The sequence below is a fragment of the Mycolicibacter heraklionensis genome (assembly GCF_019645815.1).
Lineage (GTDB): Bacteria > Actinomycetota > Actinomycetes > Mycobacteriales > Mycobacteriaceae > Mycobacterium > Mycobacterium heraklionense.
Map to the genome: position 1 here is coordinate 1,970,636 of NZ_CP080997.1, position 25,087 is coordinate 1,995,722.

General features: G+C 65.9%; 22 protein-coding genes, 1 other RNA gene and 1 pseudogene. 21 read left to right on the forward strand and 3 right to left on the reverse strand.

Annotated elements, in window-relative coordinates:
* The first annotated feature begins 17 nt into the window (after positions 1-17).
* Entirely contained in the window at positions 18-674 is a 657-nt protein-coding gene (locus K3U94_RS09190) for an SAM-dependent methyltransferase (protein WP_434084911.1), read from the forward strand.
* An 8-nt stretch (positions 675-682) separates the two neighbouring features.
* On the opposite strand, the gene K3U94_RS09195 is transcribed toward K3U94_RS09190, so the two are convergent.
* Positions 683-1,405, reverse strand: coding sequence for a 2OG-Fe(II) oxygenase (locus K3U94_RS09195; RefSeq protein ID WP_220696292.1), 723 nt, complete (start codon positions 1,403-1,405; stop codon positions 683-685).
* A 366-nt stretch (positions 1,406-1,771) separates the two neighbouring features.
* Here K3U94_RS09195 and K3U94_RS09200 point away from each other — a divergent pair, with 366 nt between their 5' ends.
* The 18 genes and pseudogenes from K3U94_RS09200 to K3U94_RS09290 all read left to right on the forward strand — a co-directional run bounded on the left by K3U94_RS09200 (position 1,772) and on the right by K3U94_RS09290 (position 19,587).
* Complete coding sequence (locus K3U94_RS09200) at positions 1,772-2,536, forward strand: MlaE family ABC transporter permease (protein WP_047319456.1); 765 nt, start codon at positions 1,772-1,774, stop codon at positions 2,534-2,536.
* On the forward strand, positions 2,533-3,336 hold the full coding sequence (locus K3U94_RS09205) for an ABC transporter permease (protein ID WP_047319455.1): 804 nt from the start codon (positions 2,533-2,535) through the stop codon (positions 3,334-3,336). Before K3U94_RS09200 ends, K3U94_RS09205 begins: the two co-directional genes overlap by 4 nt.
* 14 nt (positions 3,337-3,350) lie before the next feature.
* Positions 3,351-4,628 (forward strand): MCE family protein, encoded by a 1,278-nt coding sequence (locus K3U94_RS09210; RefSeq protein ID WP_220696293.1) that lies wholly within the window; start codon positions 3,351-3,353, stop codon positions 4,626-4,628.
* Positions 4,625-5,653, forward strand: a complete 1,029-nt coding sequence (locus K3U94_RS09215; protein WP_220696294.1) for an MCE family protein — start codon at positions 4,625-4,627, stop codon at positions 5,651-5,653. Before K3U94_RS09210 ends, K3U94_RS09215 begins: the two co-directional genes overlap by 4 nt.
* Positions 5,650-6,918 (forward strand): MCE family protein, encoded by a 1,269-nt coding sequence (locus K3U94_RS09220; protein ID WP_220696295.1) that lies wholly within the window; start codon positions 5,650-5,652, stop codon positions 6,916-6,918. The genes K3U94_RS09215 and K3U94_RS09220 overlap by 4 nt, the downstream gene beginning before the upstream one ends.
* A gap of 1 nt (position 6,919) precedes the next feature.
* Entirely contained in the window at positions 6,920-8,230 is a 1,311-nt protein-coding gene (locus K3U94_RS09225) for an MCE family protein (RefSeq protein WP_220696296.1), read from the forward strand.
* Complete coding sequence (locus K3U94_RS09230) at positions 8,227-9,345, forward strand: virulence factor Mce family protein (RefSeq protein WP_275564546.1); 1,119 nt, start codon at positions 8,227-8,229, stop codon at positions 9,343-9,345. Before K3U94_RS09225 ends, K3U94_RS09230 begins: the two co-directional genes overlap by 4 nt.
* Before the next feature lies 1 nt (position 9,346).
* Positions 9,347-10,783 carry an MCE family protein gene (locus K3U94_RS09235; protein WP_220696297.1) on the forward strand — a complete coding sequence of 479 codons (1,437 nt, stop codon included), beginning with the start codon at positions 9,347-9,349 and terminating at the stop codon, positions 10,781-10,783.
* The gene (locus K3U94_RS09240; RefSeq protein ID WP_220696298.1) at positions 10,750-11,256 is read left to right on the forward strand and encodes an Rv1363c family protein; all 507 of its coding nucleotides are present in this window, start codon (positions 10,750-10,752) and stop codon (positions 11,254-11,256) included. The genes K3U94_RS09235 and K3U94_RS09240 overlap by 34 nt, the downstream gene beginning before the upstream one ends.
* 14 nt (positions 11,257-11,270) lie before the next feature.
* Positions 11,271-11,837 (forward strand): Rv1363c family protein, encoded by a 567-nt coding sequence (locus K3U94_RS09245; RefSeq protein ID WP_220696299.1) that lies wholly within the window; start codon positions 11,271-11,273, stop codon positions 11,835-11,837.
* A 13-nt stretch (positions 11,838-11,850) separates the two neighbouring features.
* Positions 11,851-12,339, forward strand: a pseudogene (locus tag K3U94_RS09250) (CAP domain-containing protein); the annotation flags it as partial.
* 21 nt (positions 12,340-12,360) lie between these two features.
* Positions 12,361-12,748, forward strand: an RNA gene (gene rnpB, locus K3U94_RS09255) — RNase P RNA component class A.
* Between the two features lie 1,467 nt (positions 12,749-14,215).
* Positions 14,216-14,554 carry a DUF732 domain-containing protein gene (locus K3U94_RS09265; protein WP_220696301.1) on the forward strand — a complete coding sequence of 113 codons (339 nt, stop codon included), beginning with the start codon at positions 14,216-14,218 and terminating at the stop codon, positions 14,552-14,554.
* A complete protein-coding gene (locus K3U94_RS09270; RefSeq protein WP_220696302.1) occupies positions 14,551-14,874 on the forward strand; it encodes a DUF732 domain-containing protein in 324 nt (107 codons plus the stop codon). Before K3U94_RS09265 ends, K3U94_RS09270 begins: the two co-directional genes overlap by 4 nt.
* Before the next feature lie 14 nt (positions 14,875-14,888).
* Complete coding sequence (locus tag K3U94_RS09275) at positions 14,889-15,146, forward strand: hypothetical protein (protein WP_220696303.1); 258 nt, start codon at positions 14,889-14,891, stop codon at positions 15,144-15,146.
* 1,105 nt (positions 15,147-16,251) lie between these two features.
* Positions 16,252-17,793: an IS21 family transposase gene (gene istA, locus K3U94_RS09280; RefSeq protein WP_047318348.1), complete on the forward strand. Its 1,542-nt coding sequence runs from the start codon at positions 16,252-16,254 to the stop codon at positions 17,791-17,793.
* 58 nt (positions 17,794-17,851) lie between these two features.
* Positions 17,852-18,607, forward strand: coding sequence for an IS21-like element helper ATPase IstB (istB, locus tag K3U94_RS09285; protein ID WP_046301961.1), 756 nt, complete (start codon positions 17,852-17,854; stop codon positions 18,605-18,607).
* 152 nt (positions 18,608-18,759) lie between these two features.
* Complete coding sequence (locus K3U94_RS09290; protein WP_220696304.1) at positions 18,760-19,587, forward strand: HIRAN domain-containing protein; 828 nt, start codon at positions 18,760-18,762, stop codon at positions 19,585-19,587.
* Positions 19,588-19,701: 114 nt separating this feature from the next.
* Here K3U94_RS09290 and K3U94_RS09295 read toward each other — a convergent pair whose 3' ends face one another.
* On the reverse strand, positions 19,702-21,108 hold the full coding sequence (locus tag K3U94_RS09295; protein WP_220696305.1) for a CYTH and CHAD domain-containing protein: 1,407 nt from the start codon (positions 21,106-21,108) through the stop codon (positions 19,702-19,704).
* A gap of 42 nt (positions 21,109-21,150) precedes the next feature.
* Positions 21,151-21,990, reverse strand: a complete 840-nt coding sequence (gene panB / locus K3U94_RS09300; RefSeq protein WP_047321449.1) for a 3-methyl-2-oxobutanoate hydroxymethyltransferase — start codon at positions 21,988-21,990, stop codon at positions 21,151-21,153.
* 193 nt (positions 21,991-22,183) lie between these two features.
* Here panB and K3U94_RS09305 point away from each other — a divergent pair, with 193 nt between their 5' ends.
* Together K3U94_RS09305 and glnA are read left to right on the forward strand one after the other, a co-directional pair.
* Positions 22,184-23,725, forward strand: a complete 1,542-nt coding sequence (locus K3U94_RS09305; protein WP_047321448.1) for an alpha/beta hydrolase — start codon at positions 22,184-22,186, stop codon at positions 23,723-23,725.
* A 20-nt stretch (positions 23,726-23,745) separates the two neighbouring features.
* Positions 23,746-25,086 (forward strand): type I glutamate--ammonia ligase, encoded by a 1,341-nt coding sequence (gene glnA / locus K3U94_RS09310; protein ID WP_047321447.1) that lies wholly within the window; start codon positions 23,746-23,748, stop codon positions 25,084-25,086.
* Position 25,087: the final 1 nt, after the last annotated feature.

Here is a 25,087-nt window from a genome sequence, read left to right on the forward strand (position 1 = left end):
GCCCGCATGCTCGATGCATGAGCGAACGACCGATGACGGACGCAGTGCGCGACGCACAAGAGTTCTGGGACGAGTTCTACGGAGGCGACGATCCGGTCTGGAGTGGACGGTTCAACGTTGCGCTCGCCGAGATCACCGCCGACCTAGCCCCCGGCCGGGCACTGGATCTGGGCTGCGGGGAGGGCGCCGACGCCATCTGGCTGGCCGCGCACGGCTGGCAGGTGGTGGCGGTCGATATCTCGGCCAATGCGCTGGCACGCGGCCGGGCCGCCGCGCAAGAGCGCGACGTGGCTGCGCGCATCCGCTTTGAGCGCCACGACCTGTCCAGCAGCTTTCCGGACGGCCGATTCGACTTGGTGTCTGCGCAGTTTCTGCACTCGCCGGTGGAACTGGACCGCGAACCGGTGCTGCGCCGGGCGGCCGACGCCGTGGCGGTGGGCGGCCGACTGCTGATCGTCGACCACGGCGCCGCGCCGCCGTGGGCCGGCGAGCACGTCCGCGAGCATCATTTCGCCACGGCCGACGAGGTGCTGGCCGGGCTGGGCATCGATGACGCGCAGTGGGAGCTGCTGCGGATCGGAACTGCCGACCGCGACGCCGTCGGACCCGACGGCCAGACCGGAGTGCTGATTGACAACGTGATCCTGCTGCGGCGTACCGAGCACACGGGGTAGGCGCGTCTTCACGCTGCGTCGTGAAAGATCAGCCCCAGCGTGTAGCGCTGACCCGAGCGGATCGGTGAGACGCCGTGGCGCACCGGCGCTGTCGACCAGCCGCGGGTGGAGCGCACCGGCCGGTCGCGGGTGGTGAACACATAGCCGTGCCCGTGCGGCAGCTGCACGGCCACGCCCCGCGACTGCGCGCGCGGGCGCTGCTCGACGAGCAGAAACTCACCCCCGGTGTAGTCGGTGGCCGGGTCGCTGAGGTTGATCACCACCTGTAGGGGAAACACCAACTCGCCGTAGAGGTCCCGGTGCAGCGCATTCCAGTCTCCAGAGCCGTAGCGCAGCATCAGCGCGGTCGGCTTGGTCTGACCTGCCCGGTGGCAGTGGCTCAGCCACTCATCGAAGTCGTCGGGCCACGGCGCGTCCCGGCCCAGCCGGGTAGCCCAGTCCCGGGCGATCGGCAGCAGGCGCGGGTACAGCGCCCGCTTGAGCGCGTCGACGGGATCGGGTGCCGGTGCCGCGAAATATCGGTATTGCCCGGAGCCGTAGCGATGACGCTGCATGTCGACGGTGGCGCGGAAGCGCTCGTCGTCGTCGTAGCAACGCCGCAGCCGCGCCGCCTCGGCGACCGTCAGCAGCCGCGGCAGCAGGGCGCCGCCGCACTCGTCGAGTTCGGCGGCGACGGCGTCCCAGTCGCCGGCGTCCACCCGCCGCTCCCAGCGCGTCGCCGTCGTCGCCATACCGGGGTTCCTTCCGATCGGGTGCTATCGAGTGTGCGCCACCGTGCCGAAACCACGGTGCGGCGCGCGAGCGGTGTTGCCGTTCCGGTCGGTTCGATTAAATCGCCGTGCGCCAAATCTCCGGCAACTGGCAACCAGCAGCTTCCATGAACAGTGCGGTAGTAGGCCATTTGGGTCCGTTGACAGCTAACTCGTGCCCTCCTACTGTTCCGGCCAACTACAGGAGGGGAGCGACGAATGCGCGGGAGATCAGCAGTGACATGCGCACCTGGTGGGGCAGCAGTGGCGGAGCCGTCGTCGACCGGACGGCTCGTCGTACGCGCGCGAACGGGCTGACGCGTTGGCGCACACCACAGGCAGGCAGCGATGAGCGGGCCGTCCTGGTCCAAGCCCGCGGTCGCCGTCGGCGATTTCGTCGTGCTTGCCGGCGAGACGTTCGCGGCGATGGCGCGACCACCGTGGGCCTGGCGCGAGCTGATCAACCAGATCTGGTTCGTCGCCCGGGTGTCGATCGTCCCGACGATCATGCTGTCGATTCCCTACACCGTGCTCATCGTCTTCACCCTCAACATCGTGCTGCTGGAGATCGGCGCCTCCGACCTGTCCGGCGCGGGCGCGGCGCTGGCGGCGGTCACCCAGGTGGGCCCGGTGGTTACCGCCATCGTCGTCTCGGGCGCGGGCGCCACCGCCATGTGCGCTGACCTGGGCGCCCGCACCATCCGCGAGGAGATCGACGCAATGAAGGTGATCGGGGTCAACCCCGTCGAGGCACTCGTGGTTCCTCGCGTGATCGCGGCGACATTCGTTGCGGTAATGCTCTATTCGGTGGTCGCGGTGGTCGGCCTGACCGGAAGCTACGCATTCGTGGTGTTCGTGCAGCACGTCACGCCCGGTGCTTTCGTCGCCGGCATGACGCTGCTGACCGGGCTGCCGCAGGTGGTGGTTTCGCTGGCCAAGGCGCTGCTGTTCGGTCTGTCCGCCGGGCTGATCGCCTGCTACAAAGGCCTGTCCGTGGGTGGCGGCCCGACCGCTGTGGGCAACGCGGTCAACGAAACCGTCGTCTTCGCTTTCATGGCACTGTTTCTGATCAACATTCTGGCCACCGCCTTCGGTGTGAAGGTGGCGCCGTGACGGCCGCGGAGACCACCCGGCGGCTGGGCGAACAGACCGCCTTCTACGGCGCCGCACTGGTCGCCGTCGGGGATGCGGTCCGCCGCTATCCCGGCGAGGTGCTGCGGTTGATCGCCGTCATGGGAATGGGCGCGGGGGCGCTGGCCGTGATCGGCGGCACCGTGGTCATCGTCGGCTTCCTCACCTTGTCCACCGGCGCGCTGATCGCCGTGCAGGGCTACAACACCTTGTCCAACGTCGGAATTGAGGCCCTGACCGGTTTCCTGGGTGCCTTCCTCAACGTCCGGTTCATCGCCCCGGCCACCGCCGGGGTGGCCTTGGCGGCGACCATCGGCGCCGGCGCCACCGCGCAGATCGGCTCGATGCGGATCAACGAAGAGATCGACGCGCTTGAAGCGATGGGTATTCGGTCGATCACCTACCTTGCCGCCACCCGGATCGTCGCCGGGGTTCTGGTGGTGATACCGCTCTACACCGTCGCCGTGCTGATGGCGTTTTTGGCAACCCGCTTCGGCACGACCGTGATTTACGGGCAGTCGCGGGGCGTCTACGACCACTACTTCTCCACATTTTTAGAACCCACCGACCTGCTGTGGTCGTTTTTGGCCGCGCTGTCGATGGCCACCGCGGTCATGGTGGTGCATACCTACTACGGTTTCACCGCGACCGGTGGCCCGGCCGGAGTCGGCGAGGCCGTGGGCCGCGCCGTGCGAACCTCGGTGACCGCGACGGTGTTTGTGCTGTTGACCATCACGCTGTCCGTGTACGGACAGTCCGGCAACTTTCACCTGTCGGGGTGAGGCGGGGTGAGTCAATGAGCACCGGCACCCGCAACAGATCCCGCCACGGCGGGATCGATCCGATCTGGTGGTCGCCCGTCCTGGTCGTGGTGATCGCGGCCCTGTGCGCGATGACCGCCCTGCTGTTCTCCGGAGCATTCCGGCGATACGTCCCGCTGACGCTGGTCTCCGATCGAGCCGGCTTGGTGATGGAGAACGGGGCCAAGGTAAAGCTGCGCGGCATTCAGATCGGCGAAGTGAGATCCATTGGCACCCAACCGGGGTCGGATCAGAACCGACTGTCCACGCTGAATCTGAAGATGTACCCGCGGCCCTTCGGATACCTGCCGAGCAACATCGAAGCCGAGATCAAGTCCAGCACCGCGTTCGGCGCCAAGTACGTCGATCTGGTCATCCCTTCGAGCGGCCCCAGCGGACAGCGGCTCCAGGCGGGCGCGGTGCTGCGCTCACGCAACGTGACGGTGGAAGTCAACACGATGTTCGAGAACCTGCAGGCAGTGGTCCACGCCATCGACCCTGCCAAGCTCAATTCGGTGCTGTCGGCGGTGGCCGAATCGGTGCGGGGCAGGGGCGACGTCATCGGCCAGGCGATCACCGGCGCCAACACGATACTGACCGCGGTGAACCCACGGATGCCGACCGTGCAGCGCGACTGGCAACTGTTCGGCCAGACCACCGGAATCTATTCCGTTGCCGCACAGAACATCCTGAACGTCCTGGACTCCGCGTCCACCACCAGCGCGACCTTGTCCGGCCAGGCCGGCGAACTGGACGCGCTGCTGCTCGCCGCGGTCGGCTTCTCCGCGACCGGGGTGGACACCATCGGCGGAAACCAGCCCGGACTGGTTCAAGCGCTCAACTTGATGGCGCCGACCACCGACCTGCTCGAGGAGTACTCGCCGACCTACACCTGCCTGTTCCAGGGTGCGCAATGGTTCCTGGAGAACGGCGGACGAGACGCCATGGGCGGCAATGGCAGGTCGGTCATCATGGACGCCGCGATGCTCGCCGGCGACGATCCGTATCGGTACCCGGACAACTTGCCTTTGGTCAATGCCCGGGGCGGACCCGGCGGCAGGCCCAGCTGCGGCTCACTGCCCGACGTGAGCAAGAACTTCCCGGTGAAATATCTGGTGACCGACACCGGATTCGGCACCGGCCTGGATGTTCGGCCCAACCCGGGTATCGGTTTCCCCGGCTTCGCCAACTACTTCCCGGTGACCAAGCCGGAGCCGGAACCGCCAAGAATCCGCTATCCCGGGCCGCCCGCGCCAGGACCGGAGTCGCCATGAGAGGCAATATCGGCAAGACCCTGACCTGGGTCGTGCTGTTCACGGTGACGTGCCTGGTGTTCATCTTCATCCTGGTCACGGTGTTCGGGCAGTTCCGGTTTGACTCCCGGGCCGGCTACCGGGCCGAGTTCACCAACGTGTCGGGTCTCAAGGGCGGCAACTTCGTTCGCATCGCCGGTGTCGAGATCGGCAAGGTCACGAACATGGCGTTGCACCCGGACGGCACCGTCACGGTCGACTTCTCCATCGACCGGGGTCTCACGCTCACCGAGGGCACCCGAGCGGCGGTGCGCTACGAGAACCTCATCGGCGACCGCTACCTGTCGTTGGAGCAGGGGCCGGGCTCGGTACGCACACTGCAGCCGGGTCAGACCATTCCGCTGACACGGACCCAACCCGCACTCGACGTGGATGCCCTCATCGGAGGTTTCCGGCCGCTGTTCCGTGCGTTGGACCCCGACCAGGTGAACGCCCTCAGCGGAGAACTGCTCAAGGTGTTTCAGGGCCAGGGCGGCACCATCGCCTCGGTGTTGGCGCAGACGTCGACATTGACCACTACGTTGGCCGGGCGCGACGAACTGATCGGCCAGGTGATCAACAACCTCAACACCGTGCTGGGCACCTTCAGCACCCGCGACCAGGAGTTCGGCCACGGGCTGGATTCCCTGGCCCACATGATCCAGGGGCTGGCAGATCGCCGAACCGACCTCACCAACGGTGTGGCCTATATCAACGCCGCGGCCGGTACGGTCGCCGACTTGCTGACCGTGGCCCGCGAACCCATCCGCGACGTCGTGACGCAAACCGATCGGGCCGCCGGCCAGGTGATGGCCGACCGCGACTATGTCGATGATCTGGTCAAGACGCTGCCCGACGCCTATCAGGTTCTGGCGCGCAACGGACTCTATGGCGACTACTTCGGCTTCTACATGTGTGACCTGGTGATCAAGGTGAATGGCAAAGGCGGCCAACCGCTCTACTCCAAGATCATGAACCAGACGACCGGACGGTGCGCCCCGAAATGACGAGACCGAAACTGCCGCGGATCACCATCAAACCGCTCGCCGAACGCAACCGGCCAGCGGTCGGCGTCGCCGGCATACTTCTGCTGGTCGCTTTGGTGGTTGCGGTGTTCAGCTATGACAGGCTGCCGCTGGTCAAGGGCACATCCGACTACGCCGCTTACTTCACCGAGGCCGGTGGCATCAAACCCAACAGTGATGTGCGGGTGTCGGGGCTTGAGGTGGGCCGGGTCGCCGGCCTCCGGCTGGAGGGCAACCGGGTCCGGGTGACGTTCACGGTCCGCAAGGGCGTCGTGCTCGGCGACCGGACCGAAGCCGCGATCAAGACCGAGACGGTGCTGGGCAACAAATTTCTGGAACTCACGCCGCGCGGCGACGGCCACCTCACCGGTCCGATACCGGTCGAACGCACGACGTCGCCCTACGATCTGCCGGATGCCCTGGGAGATCTGACCGCCGTCATCAGTGGTCTGGACACCACGCAATTGTCCTCTGCGCTCACCACCTTGGCGGAGACCTTCAAAGACACGCCGCCGGACCTCAAGATGGCGCTGCAGGGAGTGGCCCGATTCTCGGACACCCTCGACAAACGCGACGCCACGCTGCGTCAACTGCTGGCCAACGCCAACAACGTCACCGGCGTGCTGGCCCGGCGCAGCGAGCAGATCGCCGGCCTCGTCGCCAACAGCAACGCCCTGCTGAGTGAGTTGTTGTCGCAACGCAATTCGGTCGACGCATTGATGGCCAACCTGACCGCGGTGTCGCGGCAGGTCTCGGCCGTGGTCGACGACAACCGCCAGCAACTCAAGCCCGCGGTGGACAAGCTCAACGGCGTCCTGGAGATTCTCGACAACCGCCGAGCCGACCTGCAGCGCACGCTCTACCTGTTTCGCCGCTACGCCATGTCGTTCGGCGAGGTGCTGGGTTCCGGGCCGTTCTTCAAGGCGTCGGTGGTGAACCTGATTCCGGGCCAGCTGGCCCAGCCGGCCATCGAGGCCGCATTCTCGGATCTGGGCCTGGACCCCAATGTGCTGCTGCCCTCGGAGTTGAACGACCCGGCCGTCGGCCAGCCGGGCACCCCGCCACTGCCGATGCCGTTTCCCCGCACCGGACAGGGCGGCGAGCCGAATCTGACCTTGCCGGACGCCATTACCGGCAAGCCCGGAGATCCGCGCTATCCCTACCGGGAGCCGTTGCCGGCGCCGCCACCGGGCGGACCACCCCCGGGCCCACCCGCACTCGGCCCGCCGGCAGACGGGGGGAGCTGAGATGAGCGCCCACTCCGTGGCCGGTGGGAACCTGCCGTCCAGCCGCGCGCGACTCCTGCGGCTGGCGACCGCGGCCCTGCTGGTGTCGAGCCTGGTCGTCGCGCTCTTCCTGGTGGCCGGGCCACCCTGGGCGAGCCTGCGTAAGCACGTCTACACCGCCTACTTCGCCAACACCAACGGGCTCTACACCGGCGACGAAATCCGCATCCTGGGCGTCGCCGTCGGAACCGTCGAGCGCATCGAACCGCTCCCGGACACTGCCAAGGTGACTTTCTCCGTCGGCGCCCAATACCAGGTTCCCGCCGATGTGAGGGCGGCGATCCTGTCGCCGTCGTTGGTCAGCGCCAGGGCGATCCAGCTCGTCCCGGCGTACTCGGGCGGCCCCGAACTGGCCAACGGCGCCAGCATCGGCCAGGACCGCACGGCGGTTCCGGTCGAGTGGGACGACTTTCGGCAGCAGCTGGAAAAGCTCACCGATTCCCTGCAGCCGACCGACGCTGCCGGCCGCAGTGCCGTCGGTGCCTTCGTCAACACCGCGGCAGCCAACCTTCGAGGCCAGGGTGACACCGCCCGCGAGACGGTGATCAAACTGTCGCAGGCGATGTCGGCGCTGGGCGACCACAGCACCGACATCTTCAGCACGGTCCGCAACATGCAACTGCTGGTGTCCGCGCTGACCTCCAGCAGTGACCTGCTGGCGGCGTTCAACGTCAACCTCGCCGATATCACCACCGTGCTGGACAATTCGCCCCGCGAGTTCGCCGACGCGATGACGAGTCTCGACGGTGCGGTCAACGACCTGCGCGGCTTCATCAGCGAAAACCGGGAGGGCTTCAGCGTCACCGTCGATCACCTCACGGCGGTCACCACCGCACTCAACGAAAGCCGCGGCGACCTCAAACAGGTCCTGCACATCGCACCCTCGGTGTTCCAGAACTTCGTGAACATCTACCAGCCGGCCCAGAGCGCGATCACCGGCGTGATGGCGCTTGGGAACTTCGCCAACACCGTCCAATTCATCTGCAGCGGAATCGAGGCCCTGGCCCGGGCGAACTCACTGCAGGCATCGAAGCTGTGCGTGCAGTATCTGGCGCCGATCATCAAGAACCGCCAGTACAACTTTCTGCCGATCGGCGGCAACCCGTTCGTCGGTACCGCGGCGCGACCGAACGAGATCACCTACAGCGAAGACCGGCTCAGGCCGGGCGCTGCGCAGCAACAGCCGGCCGAACCGGCGCCGCAACCCGTTGGCCCCGAGCTTGGTCTGCCCGGCCTGCTGCTGCCGTCGCCGCCACCGGAGGGCGCCCCGTGAAGCGGCTCGTGGTCATCGCGCTGAGCATCGCCTCGCTGTCCGGCGTCACCGGCTGCCAATGGCGGGGCCTGAACTCGCTGAGCCTGCCGGGGACCGGACGCGGCGACGGCACCTACACGATCTCGGCCCAGTTGCCCGATGTCGTGGTCATTCAGCAGAACTCGCGGGTGCGGGTCGCCGACGTCAACGTGGGCAATGTGACCAAGATCGAGGTCCAGGACTGGCACGCGCTGGTGACCATGCGCATCGACAACAGCGTGCACCTGCCGGCGAACAGCACCGCCAAAGTCGGTCAGACCAGCCTGCTCGGCTCGATGCATATCGAGTTGGCGCCTCCGACCGACGAGCCGCCGCGCGGCGAACTGAAAGACGGCGCGGTCATCCCGCTGTCGAGGGCCGCCACCTATCCGAGCACCGAGCAAACCCTGGCATCGGTCTCGCTGCTGCTCAACGGTGGCGGACTGGCGCAGCTGCAGGAGATCAACCAGAGCTTCGCTCGCGCGCTGGCGGGACGCGAGAGCGACATGCGCAGCCTGCTCACGCAATTGGACACCTTCATCGCGGCGCTCAACGATCAGACCGACGACATCATATCGGCCACCGAGAAGCTGAACGGCCTCGTCGGCCAGTTCGCCCAGCAGAACCGCACCGTCGACCGGGCACTGACGACGATCCCGCAGGCACTGGCGGTGCTGGCCGAAGAACGCACCAAGATCGCCGACGCCGCCGACGCGCTCGGAAAATTCAGTGCCATCGCGGTCTCCACCGTCAACCAGAGCAGGGAGGCCCTGGTGGCCAACCTGCGCAACATCGCCCCGGTGTTGCGCTCGCTGGCCGACGCCGGTCCGGCGCTGACGCAGGGTCTCGACTTCCTGTCCACCTACCCCTGGGTCAAGAGCAACATCCCCAATTGGTTCCGCGGCGACTTCGCCAACATCAGCCTGGTCGTCGACCTGACCTTGAGCCGGATCGACAGCGGCCTGTTCACCGGAACACGCTGGGAAGGCGACCTCACCGAGCTGGAACTCCAGTGGGGGAGAACCGTCGGCCAGATGCCCAGCCCGTACACCGCAGGCAACCCGCTGGTCGCCCCTTACCACTTCGGGGGGTACTGAGGTGTTTCGGCTGTCCCGCACCGTCTGGACCCAGCTGGCGATCCTGGCGACGGTCACCGTCGTCGCCGGCGGGGTGATGGCGTTCGGTTTCGTCAAGGTCCCAGCACTTTTCGGCATCGGCCGCTACACCGTGACCGTCGAACTGCCGGCGTCCGGCGGGCTGTACCCGACGTCGGTGGTGACCTACCGCGGCACCGAGATCGGCAGGGTCAGCGCGATCGACGTCGACGCCGACGGGGTGCGCGCGGTGCTGAAACTCAACTCGTCGATCAAGGTGCCCGCGCAGGTGACGGCCGCGGTGCACAGCCGCTCGGCGATCGGTGAACAGTTCATCGAACTCACACCGACCGCCGACGCCGCCCAGCAGCGGATGCTGCGCGCCGGGGACGTGATCCCCGCGGACAAGGTGCGGATTCCGGCCGACATCGCCAACCTGCTCGACGCCACCAACCGTGCGCTGCTGGCGATCCCGCACGACGATCTGCGCACCGTCATCGACGAGGCCGACAAAGCGGTGGGCGGGCTTGGCGCCGAACTGTCCCGCATCGTCGCCGGATCGACGTCGCTGGCGATCGAAGGCGGCGAGGCCGCGCAGCCATTCGCGCAGTTGATCGACCAGACCCCACCGGTGCTGAATTCGCAAGTGCAAACCGCGGATTCGATCACGGCTTGGGCGCAGCGGCTGGCATCGATCACCGGCCAGCTCGAGGCCGAAGACCGGGCATTCGCGGGCCTGCTCAGCATCGGCGCCCCAGCACTCGATGAAGCCAATGCGCTGCTGGGCCGGGTGGCTCCGGCGCTGCCGGTGTTGCTGGCCAACATGGTCAGCCTCGGTGAGATCGCGGTGACGTTCCACCAGGGCATCGAGCAGCTGCTGGTGCTGTTTCCGCAGGGGACCGCGGTGATGTCGGCGATCACGCTGGCCGACTCGGGCCTCAACACGCCCTATCGCGGTATCTACCTGGACTTCAACCTCAACATGAACTACCCGCCGCCCTGCAACACCGGATTCCTCCCGGCCCGCCAGCAGCGGTCACCCAGCGCCGTCGACTACCCGGATCGGCCCGCCGGCGAGCTGTACTGCCGCGTTCCGCAGGACTCGGACCTGAATGTGCGTGGTGCGCGCAATATTCCCTGCGAGAACAATCCCGCCAAACGCGCGCCCACGGTCGAGATGTGCGAGAGCGACGAGTCGTTCATCCCGCTCAACGACGGCTACAACTGGAAGGGCGATCCCAACGCCACCTTGTCCGGTCAGGCCGTGCCGCAGGATCCGCCGCGTGCCCCTGCACATCAGCCGCCGGTCGCCTTCGTTCCCTACGACCCGGAGACCGGAAGCTACCTCGGCCCGGACGGCAAGCGATACACCCGAACCGATCTGGCCCCCCAGCGGAAGGAGCAGACATGGCAGACGATGTTGCTGCCCCCGGGCGAATAGAACGCCGAGTGGCCGCAGGCGCGAGCCTGGCCGTGGTGGCGCTGGCTGGTGCGGTCGGCTGGCTCGGCTACCGCGACCACCACATCCAGCAGGCGCAGGAGCAGCGTGAGAGCTACGTGCAGGTGGCCCGTCAAGCGGCGATCAACCTGACGACGATCAGCTACGCGCAGGCTGACGCCGATGTGCAGCGCATCATCGATTCGACGACCGGAGAGTTCCGCGACGACTTCAGCCAGCGATCCCGGCCCTTCGTCGACGTCGTCAAGCAGGCCCACTCGGAGTCGGAAGGCACCGTCACCGAAGCCGGGTTGGAATCGGTGGACGGCGACCGGGCCGACGTGTTGCTGGCGGTCTCGGTGCGCACCACGATCGCCGGGGCTGTCCAACCGGAGCCGCGCCGCTGGCGGATGCGAATCAGCCTGCAACGCACCGGCGACGGCCCCAAAGTGTCCAACATCGCGTTCGTTCAGTGAGCGGGGATTCAGCCATGACTACAGCTCCCACGATTGAGGCACCCGACAGCAGCGTCGCCGATGTCGTTGACGACACCGGTCGGCCGAAGCGGGACCCGCGGGCGGCGCTACGTCTGGTGGCAGTCGCTGCGCTGCCCGGTCTGGCATTGATTCTGACGTTGGCGGCAGGCTACTTCCGGTGGCAGGACGTCTCGGCGCGGGTGGCTCAGCAGGCAGCGGCCCAGTCGGTACAGACCGCGACCGATGCCACCATCGCGATGCTGTCGTATCGCCCCGACACCGTCGACAGCGCGTCGGCGGCGGCCGCCGACGGCATGACCGGCGCCTTCCGCGACGAGTACACCCAACTGATCAAGGAAGTGGTCGCACCCGGCGCCAAACAGCAGCACATTTCGACGGTGGTGACGGTGCCCGCGGCGTCATCGGTGAGCGCGAGTGCGCGCCATGCGGTGGTGCTGCTCTTCGTCGACCAGGCGACCACGATCGGAAATGGGCCGCCCACCACGACCGCCTCGAGTGTGCGGGTCACCTTGGACAAAGTCGGTGGCCGGTGGCTGGTCTCGCAGTTCGACCCGGTGTAGGGCTAGGTGCCAGATGGGAATTGATGTGCGCCGTGCGGCGCTGCTGGCGATCATGATTGCCAGCGCGGGGGCGCTGCCTGCTGCCGGTGCCGACAACTCGCGTCTCAACGACAGTGTGGTGACCAACGTCTACACGATTCACCACCAGGCCGGTTGCGCCGAGAAGGTGATGGTGGATCCCCGGCTGGTGCTTGCCGCCGAATGGCACGCCAAAGACGTTCTGGGACATCGGGATCTGGATTCAGACCTCGGTTCGGACGGATCCACGCCGCAGACCCGCGCGCAGGCCGCAGGCTTTCCGGGGACGGTGGCCGAAACCGTGGCGATCAACCCTGCGGTGGCCATCAGCGGCATCGAGATCCTCAACCGGTGGTATTACAACCCCGCGGATTTCGCGATCATGTCCGACTGCGCCAACACCGCGATCGGCGTGTGGTCGGAGAATAGCCCCGACCGATCCGTGGTGGTCGCCGTTTACGGTGCGGCATTGCGGGGCAACGCGTAGTACGGTGATCAGCGCGGACGAGTTGGCCGGGCGGCCGCGGCGCGCGTAAAGCGGGTCGAGGAAAGTCCGGACTTCACAGAGCAGGGTGATTGCTAACAGCAATCCGAGGTGACTCGCGGGATAGTGCCACAGAAAACAGACCGCCACCGCAAGGTGGTAAGGGTGAAACGGTGCGGTAAGAGCGCACCAGTGTTCCGGGTGACCGGGACGGCTTGGTAAACCCCACCCGAAGCAAGGCCAAGAAGGCCGCATTTCGGTGCGGTCGCGCAGGTGTTTGAGGGCTGCTCGCCCGAATCTGCGGGTAGGCCGCTTGAGGTACCCGGCGACGGTGTGCCCAGATGGATGGTCGCCGCCGCACCGCGTAAGCGGTGCGGGACAGAATCCGGCTTACAGGCCAACTCGTCCGCCCCGAGCTGTTTACCTGCATGTCCAGCGGTAGCCTTCGGCGAGATCCGTGCCCTAGACGTTTGTGGAGTTGGTCGAGGCAGCCCTTCTTGGCATCGGACCTATTGAAGTTCTTCGGCGGCGGGGTCGGCACCTTCAGTTCTATTCCCCGCGATCGTTGATGTGTGAAGGCGGTTCATCGCCTGAACTGCCTCATGACCGATGTTTTGGTATCGAGCCGGGTTCATCTAGTTAAGTACAACGAAAAACGAATCATTTTCGAGGCGACGAAGACGATGCCGCGGAATGATGTCGAAGGTCAGAACAGTTTTGAAGGGGTATTCGATACAGCGATGGTGTAGAAATCGCCCATCAAGTACAAGCGAACAGCCTGTGCACTGCTTCTCGGTTCGGAAACGACGGACAGGCGGCGCAGGTTGGCCGAATGCACCGCGCGCTTTGAGTCCTACGGCGCATGCCTCGCTGCCCCACGGCCACTAGATCAACCTCCCTCTGGCTTCTGGTTTCGCGCTCCGCGATAGCGCCGGGCTCGTCAGGCGACGTAGGAGCTGCGTGGTTCTCCGGGAGGGGTGGCGGGGATTTGCTTTATGCTCCAATCTCTTGCCGGATTAGCATGCAGCGATGCCTCAGCATTGCGCTTCGGTGCTCCCCAGAGTCGTAGTGGCAATTTTCTTGTGCGCCGGTTGGAGCCTGGCGTCGCCATCGCCCTTAGCGTCAGCAGAACCACTTTGCCAGGTCCAGCTAGGCGGCAAGATCGCGACGGTTCCGTGCGGTACGTGCGAGGACGTTCTCGCTGAGCCAGGGATGGCCGGGAATGTCGCCTGTTCTGAGGTACGCCCAGCTGTGACGCCCCCACCCGCGCAGCAGAGTCAAGTTGGGCAGGGGGATGTCCCCGGCATGCGCCACGACCCCGTGCGTGGTCAGCCGTGCAGCAATTACGGCAAGTACGTGTTTGGCCGAGATCGGAACGGCGGACTTTTTTCGTGTCACTATGACGGTCGGTCCGGCAATGTCTGGGACGGTCCGCTTGACTGGCCGCTGAGAGGCGTTCAAAAAGTAGGCTCCCGCTGCGCGGGCAATGCGTATGCGCAGTCGCCTGACGGTTTTGCGCTGAGTTGCAGCACATTGGATGGTATATGGGGTCGCATATGAACCGGAGGAGCGTAATGAGGTGCACAGCGCAGTCAGTCGGTGTCAGTCTCGCGGCGTTGGGGCTACTGCTCGGAACAGCAGGAGCGGCGTCCGCTGACGAGCGGTCCTACCTGGACCAACTCAATGAGAATGGCGCGGGGAACTACTACACCTCATCTGCGAATCGCTTAGCCATCGGCCGACAAATCTGCGACAACATCAGACTGGACGGAGACCCTCGCGCCGGATTCAATTCCTGGACCAACGTTACGGTTCCTCAACAGTTGATCGAAACCGCCCAACACGAGCTGTGCCCAGACACCCTCGAAGGTCCGAAGTGACGATCTCGGTGGGGCGCATCGTGCGGACGGCAGGAATCGTTGTCGCGGCACTGGGGCTGCTGGTCGGAACAGCGGGGGTGGCACAGGCGGATGCGAGGTCATTTCTGGATCGCGTTCATGCGAACGGCTTGCCGGATCGATATGGCTACTTCGGGAGCATGGGCGACTCCGAAACCTTAATGATCGGACGTATGACTTGTGACGGAATCCGTGCAGGCATACCAGCCGATCAAGCGATGCCGAATTCAACTCACGACACAGGCCATCTACGTCCGATGATGATCGAAGCGGCGCAACACGAGTTGTGTCCGGACACCCTTCAAGGGGCGCAGTGAAGACCGTGATGAGTCGGGTCGTGCGTACAGGCGGAATCAGTGTCGCGGCGCTGGGGCTGCTGCTCGGCGCAGCTGGGGTAGCGGTGGCTGACGAGCAGTCCTACCTGGACTACCTGTTCAGTCACGGCTGGAACTACCACTACGACGTGTCATCAGCGACGAGCGCAATCAAGGGCGGGCACATAGTCTGCGACAACATTCGTTGGAACGGCGGACCGCGCAATGGCGTAAATCCGTTCATGGCGGCATCACTCGACGACCTCATGATCGAAGCGGCGCAACACGAACTGTGTCCCGACATCCTTGAAAGCCCGAAGTGAAAACCGTTCTGACGATGACGACCGTTCTCGCCGCCGCCGTGTTGCTGGGCGCGCCGACCGCTATGGCTGATGCTCGACAGGATTTCCTCGACCAGTATCACGCCGCTGGCGCGCATCAACTGGTGCCGGATGACCAACTTCTCTACTACGCGACCAAATACTGCCATGACAAGGCGGACGGAAACGGCCCATGGTGGCACACGAACCCGTTCAACATGGGGTACTCGCCGACCACAGCGGCGGAGATCGCGGACCGCACACTCTGCCCATGACCTCATCAACGAAAGTAGCTGCGATGAATCGTATTACGAAGACGCTCGCTGTTGGCGTACTCGCCGCCGTGCCCGCCACGTTGTTCCTCGCAGCACCGGCACCGGTCGTCCACGCCGAAGGCGCGTGCACCGCATTAGCACCCGACTATGACGCGTATGACGAGTGCATCTTCAAAATGCACGTGTACTGCAAGTACACCGGGGGTTTCATTGGCATACATTCCAATACCTGCACCTACTCCGATGGCGGCCGGGATGAATGCGTCACACACACGAACCCGTACTCGTTCAGCGGACTAGGGGTCATCGACCACACCTGCACGTACTTTCCGCCTGGCGCGGAACCCGCACCGGCACCCGGTGGTGCGCAGGAACCCGCCGAGCCCGCACCCGCAACAGCTGCGGAACCCGTGCCCTCTCAGTCGTAGCTCACCCGCAACGCTGCTGCGGCGCCTCACCGCTGGTCCCTAGCGCTGAGCCGATGATTGTCCAGCTGTACCAGCCGGAGCGGGCTGCGGAGACGTCAACAGTTGAGAGTGGCGCGGCTGCAGGTTGCCGTATCGGTGAAAACCTGCGTCTCGAAAACGATGGGTGATGCGACTGAGGCAGCGTGTCGTCAACCGTCGCCGCTTACAGGCTCAATGGAGATCTGAGTTGTCTTGAAAACCGCAGCACAGCTCGCTTGCTCTTGCTTCGGCCAACGCAGTCAACGCTGTGATCTGGTCTTTCGCAATACAGCCAACGCTGCTTGATGATTCAAACACCCTGGTAGCAGAATCCGGATTACAGGCCAGCTCGTCCGCCTTAAGGCACTGGCCGGCGTCCCGGTACGCAGGAGTACGCGGCAACACCGCCCAACGGCCGGTCGGTAGCCCGCCGATTGGTTTCGCGAAATTCAGCCTGCGCTGTCTGCACATTTGTCAGCGGTCACGTATTTCCCCAGGTTTGAGGGGTTGTCCGTCACGTAATTCCCCACCTGCCGTCACGTAATTCCCCACCCCGGGGTGTGTCGGGTGGGGTTGGGGTGCTGCTCAGGTTCGCTCCGTTCAGGTGCCCCGCTCCGGGGGCCTGGAAGGGGCCTGAGGTGGCAAGGAGAGCGTGGACCGTGACCGACTTCGTGGAGATGTTCCGACACTGGAACGCCGGCCGATCCCAGGTGCAGATTCATGAGGCACTGGGCATCGACCGCAAGACGATCCGCAAGTATTTGACCCCGGCGCTGGCCGAGGGGCTGATGCCAGCGCCTGATGGGTCGTTCGACGAGGAGCTGTGGCGGGCGCGGATCGCGCGGTGGTTCCCTGAGCTGGTCGACCCGACCGCACGGGCACTGACCTGGCCGCTGATCGCGGTGCACCATCAGTGGATCAAAGATCAGCTTGCGGCGCCAGTGACGGTGGCCACCATCGCCCAACGGCTACGCGACGACTATCACGTCGATGTGTCGGAGTCGACGGTGCGGCGTTACATCACAACAGCTTTCGCTGAACAACGCCTCGAAGGCAAGGCCACTGTACCGCGGGGCGCTGTCGAACCCGGCAGTGAAGCCCAGATCGACTACGGCAGGCTCGGCATGTGGTTCGACCCGGAGGCGGGGCGTCGGGTGGCGGTGTGGGCGTTCGCGATGATCCTGGCGTGCTCACGGGCCCTGTTCGTCCAGCCGGTGCTGCGGATGGATCAGCACTCGTGGAACGCCTCGCACGTGGCGGCATTCGAGTTCTTTGATGGTGTTCCAGCGCGGTTGGTCTGCGACAACCTGAAAACCGGGGTGCTGCGGGCGGATCTGTATGACCCACAGATCAACCCGGCCTACGCCGAGCTCGCCGCGTTCTACGGCACCCTGATCGACCCCGCGCGGGCACGAAAGCCTAAAGACAAGCCTCGCATTGAGCGGCCGATGCCCTACATTCGGGATTCGTTCTTCGCCGGGCGGGAGTTCACCAGCCTGGAGCAGATGCAGGCCGAGGCGCTGCGGTGGTCCACCGACGTCTATGGCGTCCACAAGCACCGCGGCCTGGACGGTCAGAGGCCAGCATCGGTGTTCACCGCGGTGGAACGCGATGCACTGATGCCGTTGCCGCAGCGTCGATTTGAGTCCGTGACCTACACGGTTGGCACCCTGGCACCGGACTGTCATGTCAAGTCGGGCAAAGCGTTCTACTCAGCACCGTGGCGGTTGATGGGCCAGAAACTGCTGGTGCGCACTGCAGGTGATGTGGTGCAGATCTTCCACAGCGATGCGGTTGTGGCGACCCATGTGCTGCATCTGTCGGGCCGATCGACCAACTACGAGCACTACCCGCCGAACAAGATCGCCCATACCCTGCGCAACGTGACGTGGTGTCGCACCCAAGCCGAGCAGATCGGACCTGGTGCCGTCGCGATCGTCGCCGAACTGTCGGCGGTCAACGCCATCCACCGACTGAGGGCCATCCAGGGGATCATCCGGCTACGCGACAAATACGGTGACGCCCGCCTGGACGCGGCGTGTGCTCGCGCACTGGCGATCGACGATCCGGGCTACCGCACCGTCAAGGGGATCCTGGCCGCCGGTACCGAATACGGCGAGGAATCGCCGCGGCCTACCACCCCGGCAGTGCCGGCGTTGCTGCGCGGCCCCGCCGCCTTTGACACCGAACGTACCGCCTGACGCTTACTAGCCGCTAATCCTGCTCTGCGCCAACTCGATTCAACAAAGGACTACCGTCATGACCATTCACGACCCCAGCCTTCGTGCCGCACTCAAGACTCTCAAACTGACCGGCATGCTCGACACCCTCGATGCCCGCCTGGCCCAAACCCGCGACGGGAAACTCGGCCACCTGGAATTCCTGCAGGTGCTCTGCGAAGACGAAATCGCCCGCCGCGAGACCGCCGCCCTGGCACGGCGAATACGGCGCGCCCGCTTCGAACAAGCCAACACCTTCGAGGACTTCGACTTCGCCGTCAGCCCCAAGTTGCCCGCCGCGATGCTGCGCGATCTGGCCGCACTGCGCTGGCTCGACGCCGGCGAATCGGTGATCCTCTACGGACCCGTCGGAGTCGGCAAAACCCATGTAGCACAAGCACTCGGACACCAAGTAGCTCGACGCGGCGGCGACATCCGCTTCGTCAAATGCTCCCGAATGCTCGCCGACCTCGCCGGCGGTCACGCTGACCGCACCATCGGCCAACGCATGCGCGAATACACCCGCCCCCTGGTCCTCATCGTCGACGACTTCGCCATGCGCGAGCACACCCCCACCCAAAGCGACGACCTCTACGACCTGGTCTCCGACCGCGCCATCGCCGCCAAGCCGCTGATCCTGACCAGCAACCGCGCCCCCAAGGATTGGTACCCGCTGTTCCCCAACCCCGTCGTCGCCGAATCACTGCTCGACCGGCTGATCAACACCAGCCACCAAGTCCTCATGGACGGCCCCTCCTACCGGCCCCGCAAGCGCCCCGGAGTCACCACCACCTGACACCGACCGCCAACCCCGCTACCCTCACCACCAGCAGCTCCCAACCTGGGGAATTACGTGACGACTACCCCTGGGGAATTACGTGACCGTCGACACATTGACATACGATCCGGTGTATTTGCTGCACAATCACGAGGCTGGGTGATTTGGATATGGGTCTGCGTGACATCTTGCGAAAATTGCAGCAAGTCGAGCCGGCGAAAGAGCCGCAGTGCGAGTATCAGTCGGATGTGGAGGTAGCGGGCGAGGCCTATCACGCCGAGGCCTTTGCGGCGATCTTTTGCACGGCGGACCGACCTGGGGGCGGAGTTATCATCCGCACCGCGTCGCTGGTTCCTGAGCCGGAAAACCCCTTTGACGACACCGCGGTTGCGGTCTACATCGAGGGCCTGCGTGTGGGCTACGTTCCGCGTGCCGATGAGGCGACCAAATCGCGCGCTATCGCCGCATCCATCGACGATAAGAACCTTGAAGTCTTGGCCCGCGTCTGGTCGCGGAATGACAATGGAGCTTGGGTATCGAGGGTAACCCTGTCGTTCTCAGGTGAGACGGAACCCGAGTGGTCGTATGCCGTGGAGCAAGACGATTTGTACCCCGACGACGATTTCCGCGATGTCGAGGTTATTGGCGAGTCGAACCACCGTGAATCGTTCGCCGAGATTTTTGGCAGGGCAGGGTGGCCGTTTGGTGGCGTCCTCATGCGGAACGCCGCGCTGATACCAGACCCGGAACACCCCTACAGCAATGAAAAGATCGGGATCGCCGTCGCAGTTCACGTCGAAGGGCTGGTTGTCGGCTATGTGCCACACGGCGATTTGAGGACGAAGAAGCGGGCCTGGGATAGCCACGCCACGGGCAAGCACTTCATCGTTCCGGTTCGCATTTGGGCGCGCAACGACGATGGAGTTTGGCGGGCCAGGGTGACGTTGTCCTTTAGCGGACTGACAGAGGATGAATGGCCGTACGTCGATTCCGGCTAGGAGCAACACGACATCCGATCGAAGTGCTGTTTCCCAATTGTGTGCGTTGTGGAGCCTTACCACGGCTCGGATTTGTTGGCCGTGGCGCCGCGCCAGCCGTGGTTGTAGCGAGCCTCACCGAACCACCCGGTTCAGCTTGCGCAGCGCGGGCCGCAACGCCGCCCGGCTCCGCGCGGCGAGGTCGACCTCGCGGGCATACAGCAGGCCGTAGGTGAAGGTGTCCTCGCCGGCGGCCGCCGCGGCATCGGCCTGTTGAAGCAGATGCGCCCGGCTGACCACGCTGTCCTGATGGTCGCCGAGCACGGTCTGAATCGTCTTCGCGCGCTGGGCGATCTTCGTCTTGTTCGCTGCTGAGGCGGCGTAGCGCAGTCGCTTGGCGGCCTTGCGGATCCGGTGCAGTGCCGCGTCGCGGTCGGCGGCCGTCTTGGCGGCCTTCACCGCCTTGCGCAGCCGGCGGTAGGCGATGTCCACGGTGGCGTACCGCTCGGCGGCGGGCGCGCTCACCAGATCGTCGAGGCCGTCGAGCAGCCGGAAGTACCGGGGGGAGCGCATCGCGGCCAGGCTGCGGCGTCGTCCCGTCTGATAGCGGCGCAGCGAACCGGCGACCAGCCGTTCGCCCACCGGCCCGCGGACCAGCTCTGGCGTCAGCTCGTCGAGCGCCTGCTGATAGCGCTGGGCCAGCACCTCGGCGTCGCGGGCGACACCCAGTACCGCACCCAGTTCCTGCAGTTCGTCGAGTAGCGGGGCATGGGCAGCCTCCTCGCCGTGCAACAGGCTGCGGATCCGTCGGATCGTCACCCGCATCTGATGAATCGCGTCGTCGGCGTCGGCGCGCACCGCGCGATCCCAGACGAGCAGTTGCTCGATCTGCTCGGCCAGCGCTCGATGCAGGCGATCGGTCGGGTGCGCGGCCACCGGCGGCGCGCCGAGCACCCTGGCCAGTTTGGAGCCGTAGCCGGCCGGCTTGGCGCCGGTGTCGTGCAGCCGGTTGCTCAGCCGGTCCAGCAGCTCGAGGTCCCCGCCGCCCAGTTCCACTTCCCATTCCCGCCAGCACTGTTCGGTATCGCCGTCGGCCGACGCGGTGACCTGATCGTCGCAGAACTCGGCTAACACCTCATCGTGATCGTCGCGCAGCACCACCACACTGCGGGCGGTACGGATTTGTGCCACGGGGGCCAGCGGCCGATCCCTGACGATCGCCCTCACCACGTCGAGCAGGTCGTCCGGAATCTCCGGGCCCAGGGGTGCGCGTACCTCGGTGCGGGTGTCCGTCCCGGCCGGAAGTTTCAGGTGCCAGCCGGCGTCGGGACCGCCGGTGCGCCGGCGCAACGTGACTCGCCGGGCCGCCAGGTCGTGACCGGGTGTGTCGAAGTACACGGCCGCAAGTGCCTGTGCCGGCAACTGCTCAACTCGGGCGACCCCGGCGATGCCGTCGAAGGACGGTGAGATGGCCGATGCGTCAACGTCGAACTTGCGTTCCACCTCGCGGAACCGAGAGGTGCTCGGGTCGGTTGCAGACACGGCGTCCAGCCTGTCACATCCGGACCGCCCGGACATGGCGTTCTAGAAGCAGTGCTCTTCCGCCGGGAAGGTTCCCGCCGCCACCTCTTGGGCGTATTGCTCTGCGGCGCGGCGCAATTCAGCGCCCACGGCGCCGAAGCGCTTGACGAATCGGGCGGTCTTGCCGGTAGTCATTCCGGCCATGTCCTGCCACACCAGAACTTGGGCGTCGCAGTTGGGCCCAGCGCCGATCCCGACGGTGGGAATGGTCAGCTTTCCGGTGATCTGGGTGGCCAACTCGGCCGGCACCATCTCCATCACCACCGCGAACGCACCCGCCTCGGCCACCGCGATCGCGTCGTGCACGGTCTGCTCGGCGGCGTCACCGCGCCCCTGCACCCGGAAACCGCCCAAGGTGTTGACGCTCTGCGGGGTGAACCCGATGTGCGCCATCACCGGGATGCCGGCCGCGGACAACGTCGCGATCTGGTCGGCCACCCGCTCGCCGCCCTCCAGCTTGACCGCGTGCGCGCCGCCCTCCTTCATGAACCGGGTGGCGGTGGCCAGCGCCGCCGCCGGCCCACCCTCGTAGGAGCCGAACGGAAGATCGGCGACCACCAGCGCGTGCGGGGCGCCGCGCACCACCGCGCGCACCAGCGGGATCAGCTCGTCGATCGTGATCGGAACCGTGCTGTCATAGCCGTAGACCACGTTGGCCGCCGAGTCGCCGACCAGCAGCACCGGGATGCCGGCGTCGTCGAAGATGCGGGCGGAGGAGTAGTCGTAGGCCGTCAGCATCCCCCACTTGCGGCCCTCGTTCTTCATCTGCTGCAGATGATGGACGCGGGTCTGCGGTGCAATGCGGACAGGGTCAGGTGAAGCGCCATAAACGTGCTCAGACATCGTTGTCCCTCGAATTGTTCGGGTCGATCCTCGAAGCCCGTCACTCGGGTCCCCGGGTCGTCTGACATGCCCAGTGTGCCACCTGCCGCGGCGCAGCTGAACCACCAGGTGGAGTGGATTTCCTCACACCGCCACGCGCGCAGCGCACCGGGTGACCGGGCTTGCGCGGGCGTGCATGGCAGCATGTGGTGTCATGAGCTCGCCGACGCGCCGCGACAGGATGACGCGCACCGCCCTGACCTGCCTCGCGATCGCGATGGTGGCACTGACCGTCGGCAGCTGCACCCGGATGACGCCGGGCCACGCGGTGCTGGCGGTGCCGCGGGTCGGGCAGCCGGTCCAATGGGACAAGTGCCGGTTCACCGCCGACACCAATATCAAGGTGCCCGCCGACGCCCAGTGCGGATTCATCGGGGTTCCGGTCGACTACTCCAAGCCGCAGGGCGCCGTGGCCCGGCTGGCCATGATCCGGTTCCCGGCCACCAAGGACAAGATCGGCTCGTTGGTGATCAACCCCGGCGGCCCGGGGGAGTCCGGGATCGAAACCGCGGTGGGGTTGGTCAGCTCGCTGCCCCGTCAGGTCCGGGAGCGTTTTGACCTGGTCGGGTTCGACCCGCGCGGGGTGGCCTCGTCACGGCCCGCGGTCTGGTGCAACTCCGACAAGGAGAACGACCGGCTGCGTGCCCTGAACCAGGTCGACTACAGCCCCGAGGGCGTGGAGCGCATCGAGAACGAGACCAAGGAGTACGTCGCGCGCTGCCTGGACAAGAGCGGCAAGGAGTTCCTGGCCAACGTCGGCACCGTCAACGTCGCCCGCGACCTGGACGCGATCCGGGCCGGGCTGGGCGACGACAAGCTGACCTACCTCGGCTACTCCTACGGCACCCGGATCGGCTCGGCCTACGCCGAGGCCTACCCGCAGAACGTGCGCGCGATGATCCTGGACGGCGCGGTGGACCCGAATGCCGACCCGGTCGAAGAGGACCTGCGGCAGGCGCAGGCCTTCCAGGGTGCGTTCGACGACTTCGCGGCGGACTGCGCGAAAGACGCCGACTGCCCGTTGGGCACCGACCCGGCCAAAGCCGTCGACGTCTACCACAGCCTGGTCGACCCGCTGGTGGACAAGCCCGCCAAGACCAAGGACCCGCGCGGGCTGAGCTACAGCGACGCGATCGTCGGCACCATCATGGCGCTGTACTCGCCGACGTTCTGGACGCATCTCAACGACGGCCTGTCCGATCTGGTGGACGGCCGCGGCGACATCATGCTGAGCCTCGCCGACCTGTACATGCGCCGGGACGCCAACGGCCACTACACCAACGCCACCGATGCCCGGGTCGCGGTCAACTGCGTCGATCAGCCGCCGGTCACCGACCGCGCCAAGGTGATCGAGGAAGACCGGCGTTCGCGTGAGGTGGCGCCGTTCATGAGCTACGGCAAGTTCACCGGCGACGCCCCGCTGGGCACCTGCGCCTTCTGGCCGGTCCCCCCGACGACGCAGCCGCACACCATCTCGGTGCCGGACCTGCCGCCGACGATGGTGGTCTCCACCACCCGCGACCCGGCGACCCCGTATCAGGCCGGTGTGGACTTGGCCAAGCAGCTGGGCGGCGGCCTGCTGACGTTCAACGGAACCCAGCACACGGTGGTATTCCAGGGCAACGAATGCGTGGACCGATTCGCCGCGCGATACCTGGTCGACGGCACGTTGCCGCCAACCGATGCGAAGTGCTGAGCGCTGATACGCTTCGCGGTATGGACCGTCAGAAGGAGTTTGTGCTCCGCACGCTGGAGGAACGCGACATCCGTTTCGTCCGGCTTTGGTTCACCGATGTACTCGGTTATCTGAAATCAGTCGCGATCGCCCCGGCCGAGCTCGAGGGCGCATTCGACGAGGGTGTCGGCTTCGACGGCTCGGCAATAGAGGGCTTCGCCCGGGTCTTCGAATCCGACATGGTCGCCCATCCCGACCCGTCCACCTTCCAGCTGTTGCCCTGGACGTCGGACTCCGGCCGGCAGTACTCGGCGCGGATGTTCTGCGACATCACCATGCCGGACGGATCTCCGGCCTGGGCGTCGTCGCGGCACGTGTTGCGCCGGCAGCTGGCCAAGGCGGGGGAACTGGGCTTCGCCTGCTACGTGCACCCCGAGATCGAGTTCTTCCTGCTGGAACCCGGCCCCTATGACGGCAGCACCCCGGTTCCGGCCGATGACGCGGGCTACTTCGACCAGTCGATCCACGGTTCGGCCGCCAACTTCCGCCGGCACGCGATCGACGCGCTGGAATCGATGGGCATCTCGGTGGAGTACAGCCACCACGAGAACGCCCCGGGCCAGCAGGAGATCGACCTGCGCTACGCCGACGCGCTGTCGATGGCCGACAACGTGATGACGTTCCGCTACCTGATCAAAGAGATCGCGCTCAAGGAAGGCGTCCGGGCGTCGTTCATGCCCAAGCCGTTCCGCGAGCACGCCGGTTCGGCCATGCACACCCACATGAGCCTGTTCGAGGGCGAAGTCAACGCCTTCCACAGCCCGGACGACCCGCTGCAGCTGTCGGCCACCGCGAAGTCGTTCATCGCCGGGATTCTCGAGCACGCCAACGAGATCAGCGCCGTCACCAACCAGTGGGTCAACTCCTACAAGCGGCTGATCCACGGCGGGGAAGCACCCACCGCGGCGTCCTGGGGCGCCTCCAACCGCTCGGCGCTGGTGCGCGTGCCGATGTACAGCCCGCACAAGACGTCGTCGCGGCGCATCGAGGTGCGCAGCCCGGATTCGGCGTGCAACCCTTACCTTGCGTTCGCGGTGCTGCTGGCCGCCGGGCTGCGCGGGGTGGAGCAGGGTTACGAGCTCGGCCCGGAGGCCGAGGACAACGTCTGGGCGCTGACTCCCGAGGAGCGCCGGGCGATGGGCTACCGCGAACTGCCCGGCACCCTGGAGCGCGCGCTGAGCGAGATGGAGAACTCCGAGCTGGTCGCGGAAGCGTTGGGGGAGCAGGTCTTCGACTTCTTCCTGCGTAACAAGCGCCAGGAGTGGGCGAACTACCGCAGCCACGTGACCCCCTACGAGCTGCAGAACTACCTGGCGCTGTAAA

Coding starts and splice junctions, on each gene's coding strand:
- K3U94_RS09190 (WP_434084911.1), top strand. CDS start 18: ATGAGCGAACGACCGATGACGGACGCAGTGCGCGACGCACAAGAGTTC.
- K3U94_RS09195 (WP_220696292.1), bottom strand. CDS start 1,405: ATGGCGACGACGGCGACGCGCTGGGAGCGGCGGGTGGACGCCGGCGAC.
- K3U94_RS09200 (WP_047319456.1), top strand. CDS start 1,772: ATGAGCGGGCCGTCCTGGTCCAAGCCCGCGGTCGCCGTCGGCGATTTC.
- K3U94_RS09210 (WP_220696293.1), top strand. CDS start 3,351: ATGAGCACCGGCACCCGCAACAGATCCCGCCACGGCGGGATCGATCCG.
- K3U94_RS09215 (WP_220696294.1), top strand. CDS start 4,625: ATGAGAGGCAATATCGGCAAGACCCTGACCTGGGTCGTGCTGTTCACG.
- K3U94_RS09220 (WP_220696295.1), top strand. CDS start 5,650: ATGACGAGACCGAAACTGCCGCGGATCACCATCAAACCGCTCGCCGAA.
- K3U94_RS09225 (WP_220696296.1), top strand. CDS start 6,920: ATGAGCGCCCACTCCGTGGCCGGTGGGAACCTGCCGTCCAGCCGCGCG.
- K3U94_RS09240 (WP_220696298.1), top strand. CDS start 10,750: ATGGCAGACGATGTTGCTGCCCCCGGGCGAATAGAACGCCGAGTGGCC.
- K3U94_RS09245 (WP_220696299.1), top strand. CDS start 11,271: ATGACTACAGCTCCCACGATTGAGGCACCCGACAGCAGCGTCGCCGAT.
- K3U94_RS09275 (WP_220696303.1), top strand. CDS start 14,889: ATGACGACCGTTCTCGCCGCCGCCGTGTTGCTGGGCGCGCCGACCGCT.
- istB (WP_046301961.1), top strand. CDS start 17,852: ATGACCATTCACGACCCCAGCCTTCGTGCCGCACTCAAGACTCTCAAA.
- K3U94_RS09290 (WP_220696304.1), top strand. CDS start 18,760: ATGGGTCTGCGTGACATCTTGCGAAAATTGCAGCAAGTCGAGCCGGCG.
- panB (WP_047321449.1), bottom strand. CDS start 21,990: ATGTCTGAGCACGTTTATGGCGCTTCACCTGACCCTGTCCGCATTGCA.
- K3U94_RS09305 (WP_047321448.1), top strand. CDS start 22,184: ATGAGCTCGCCGACGCGCCGCGACAGGATGACGCGCACCGCCCTGACC.
- glnA (WP_047321447.1), top strand. CDS start 23,746: ATGGACCGTCAGAAGGAGTTTGTGCTCCGCACGCTGGAGGAACGCGAC.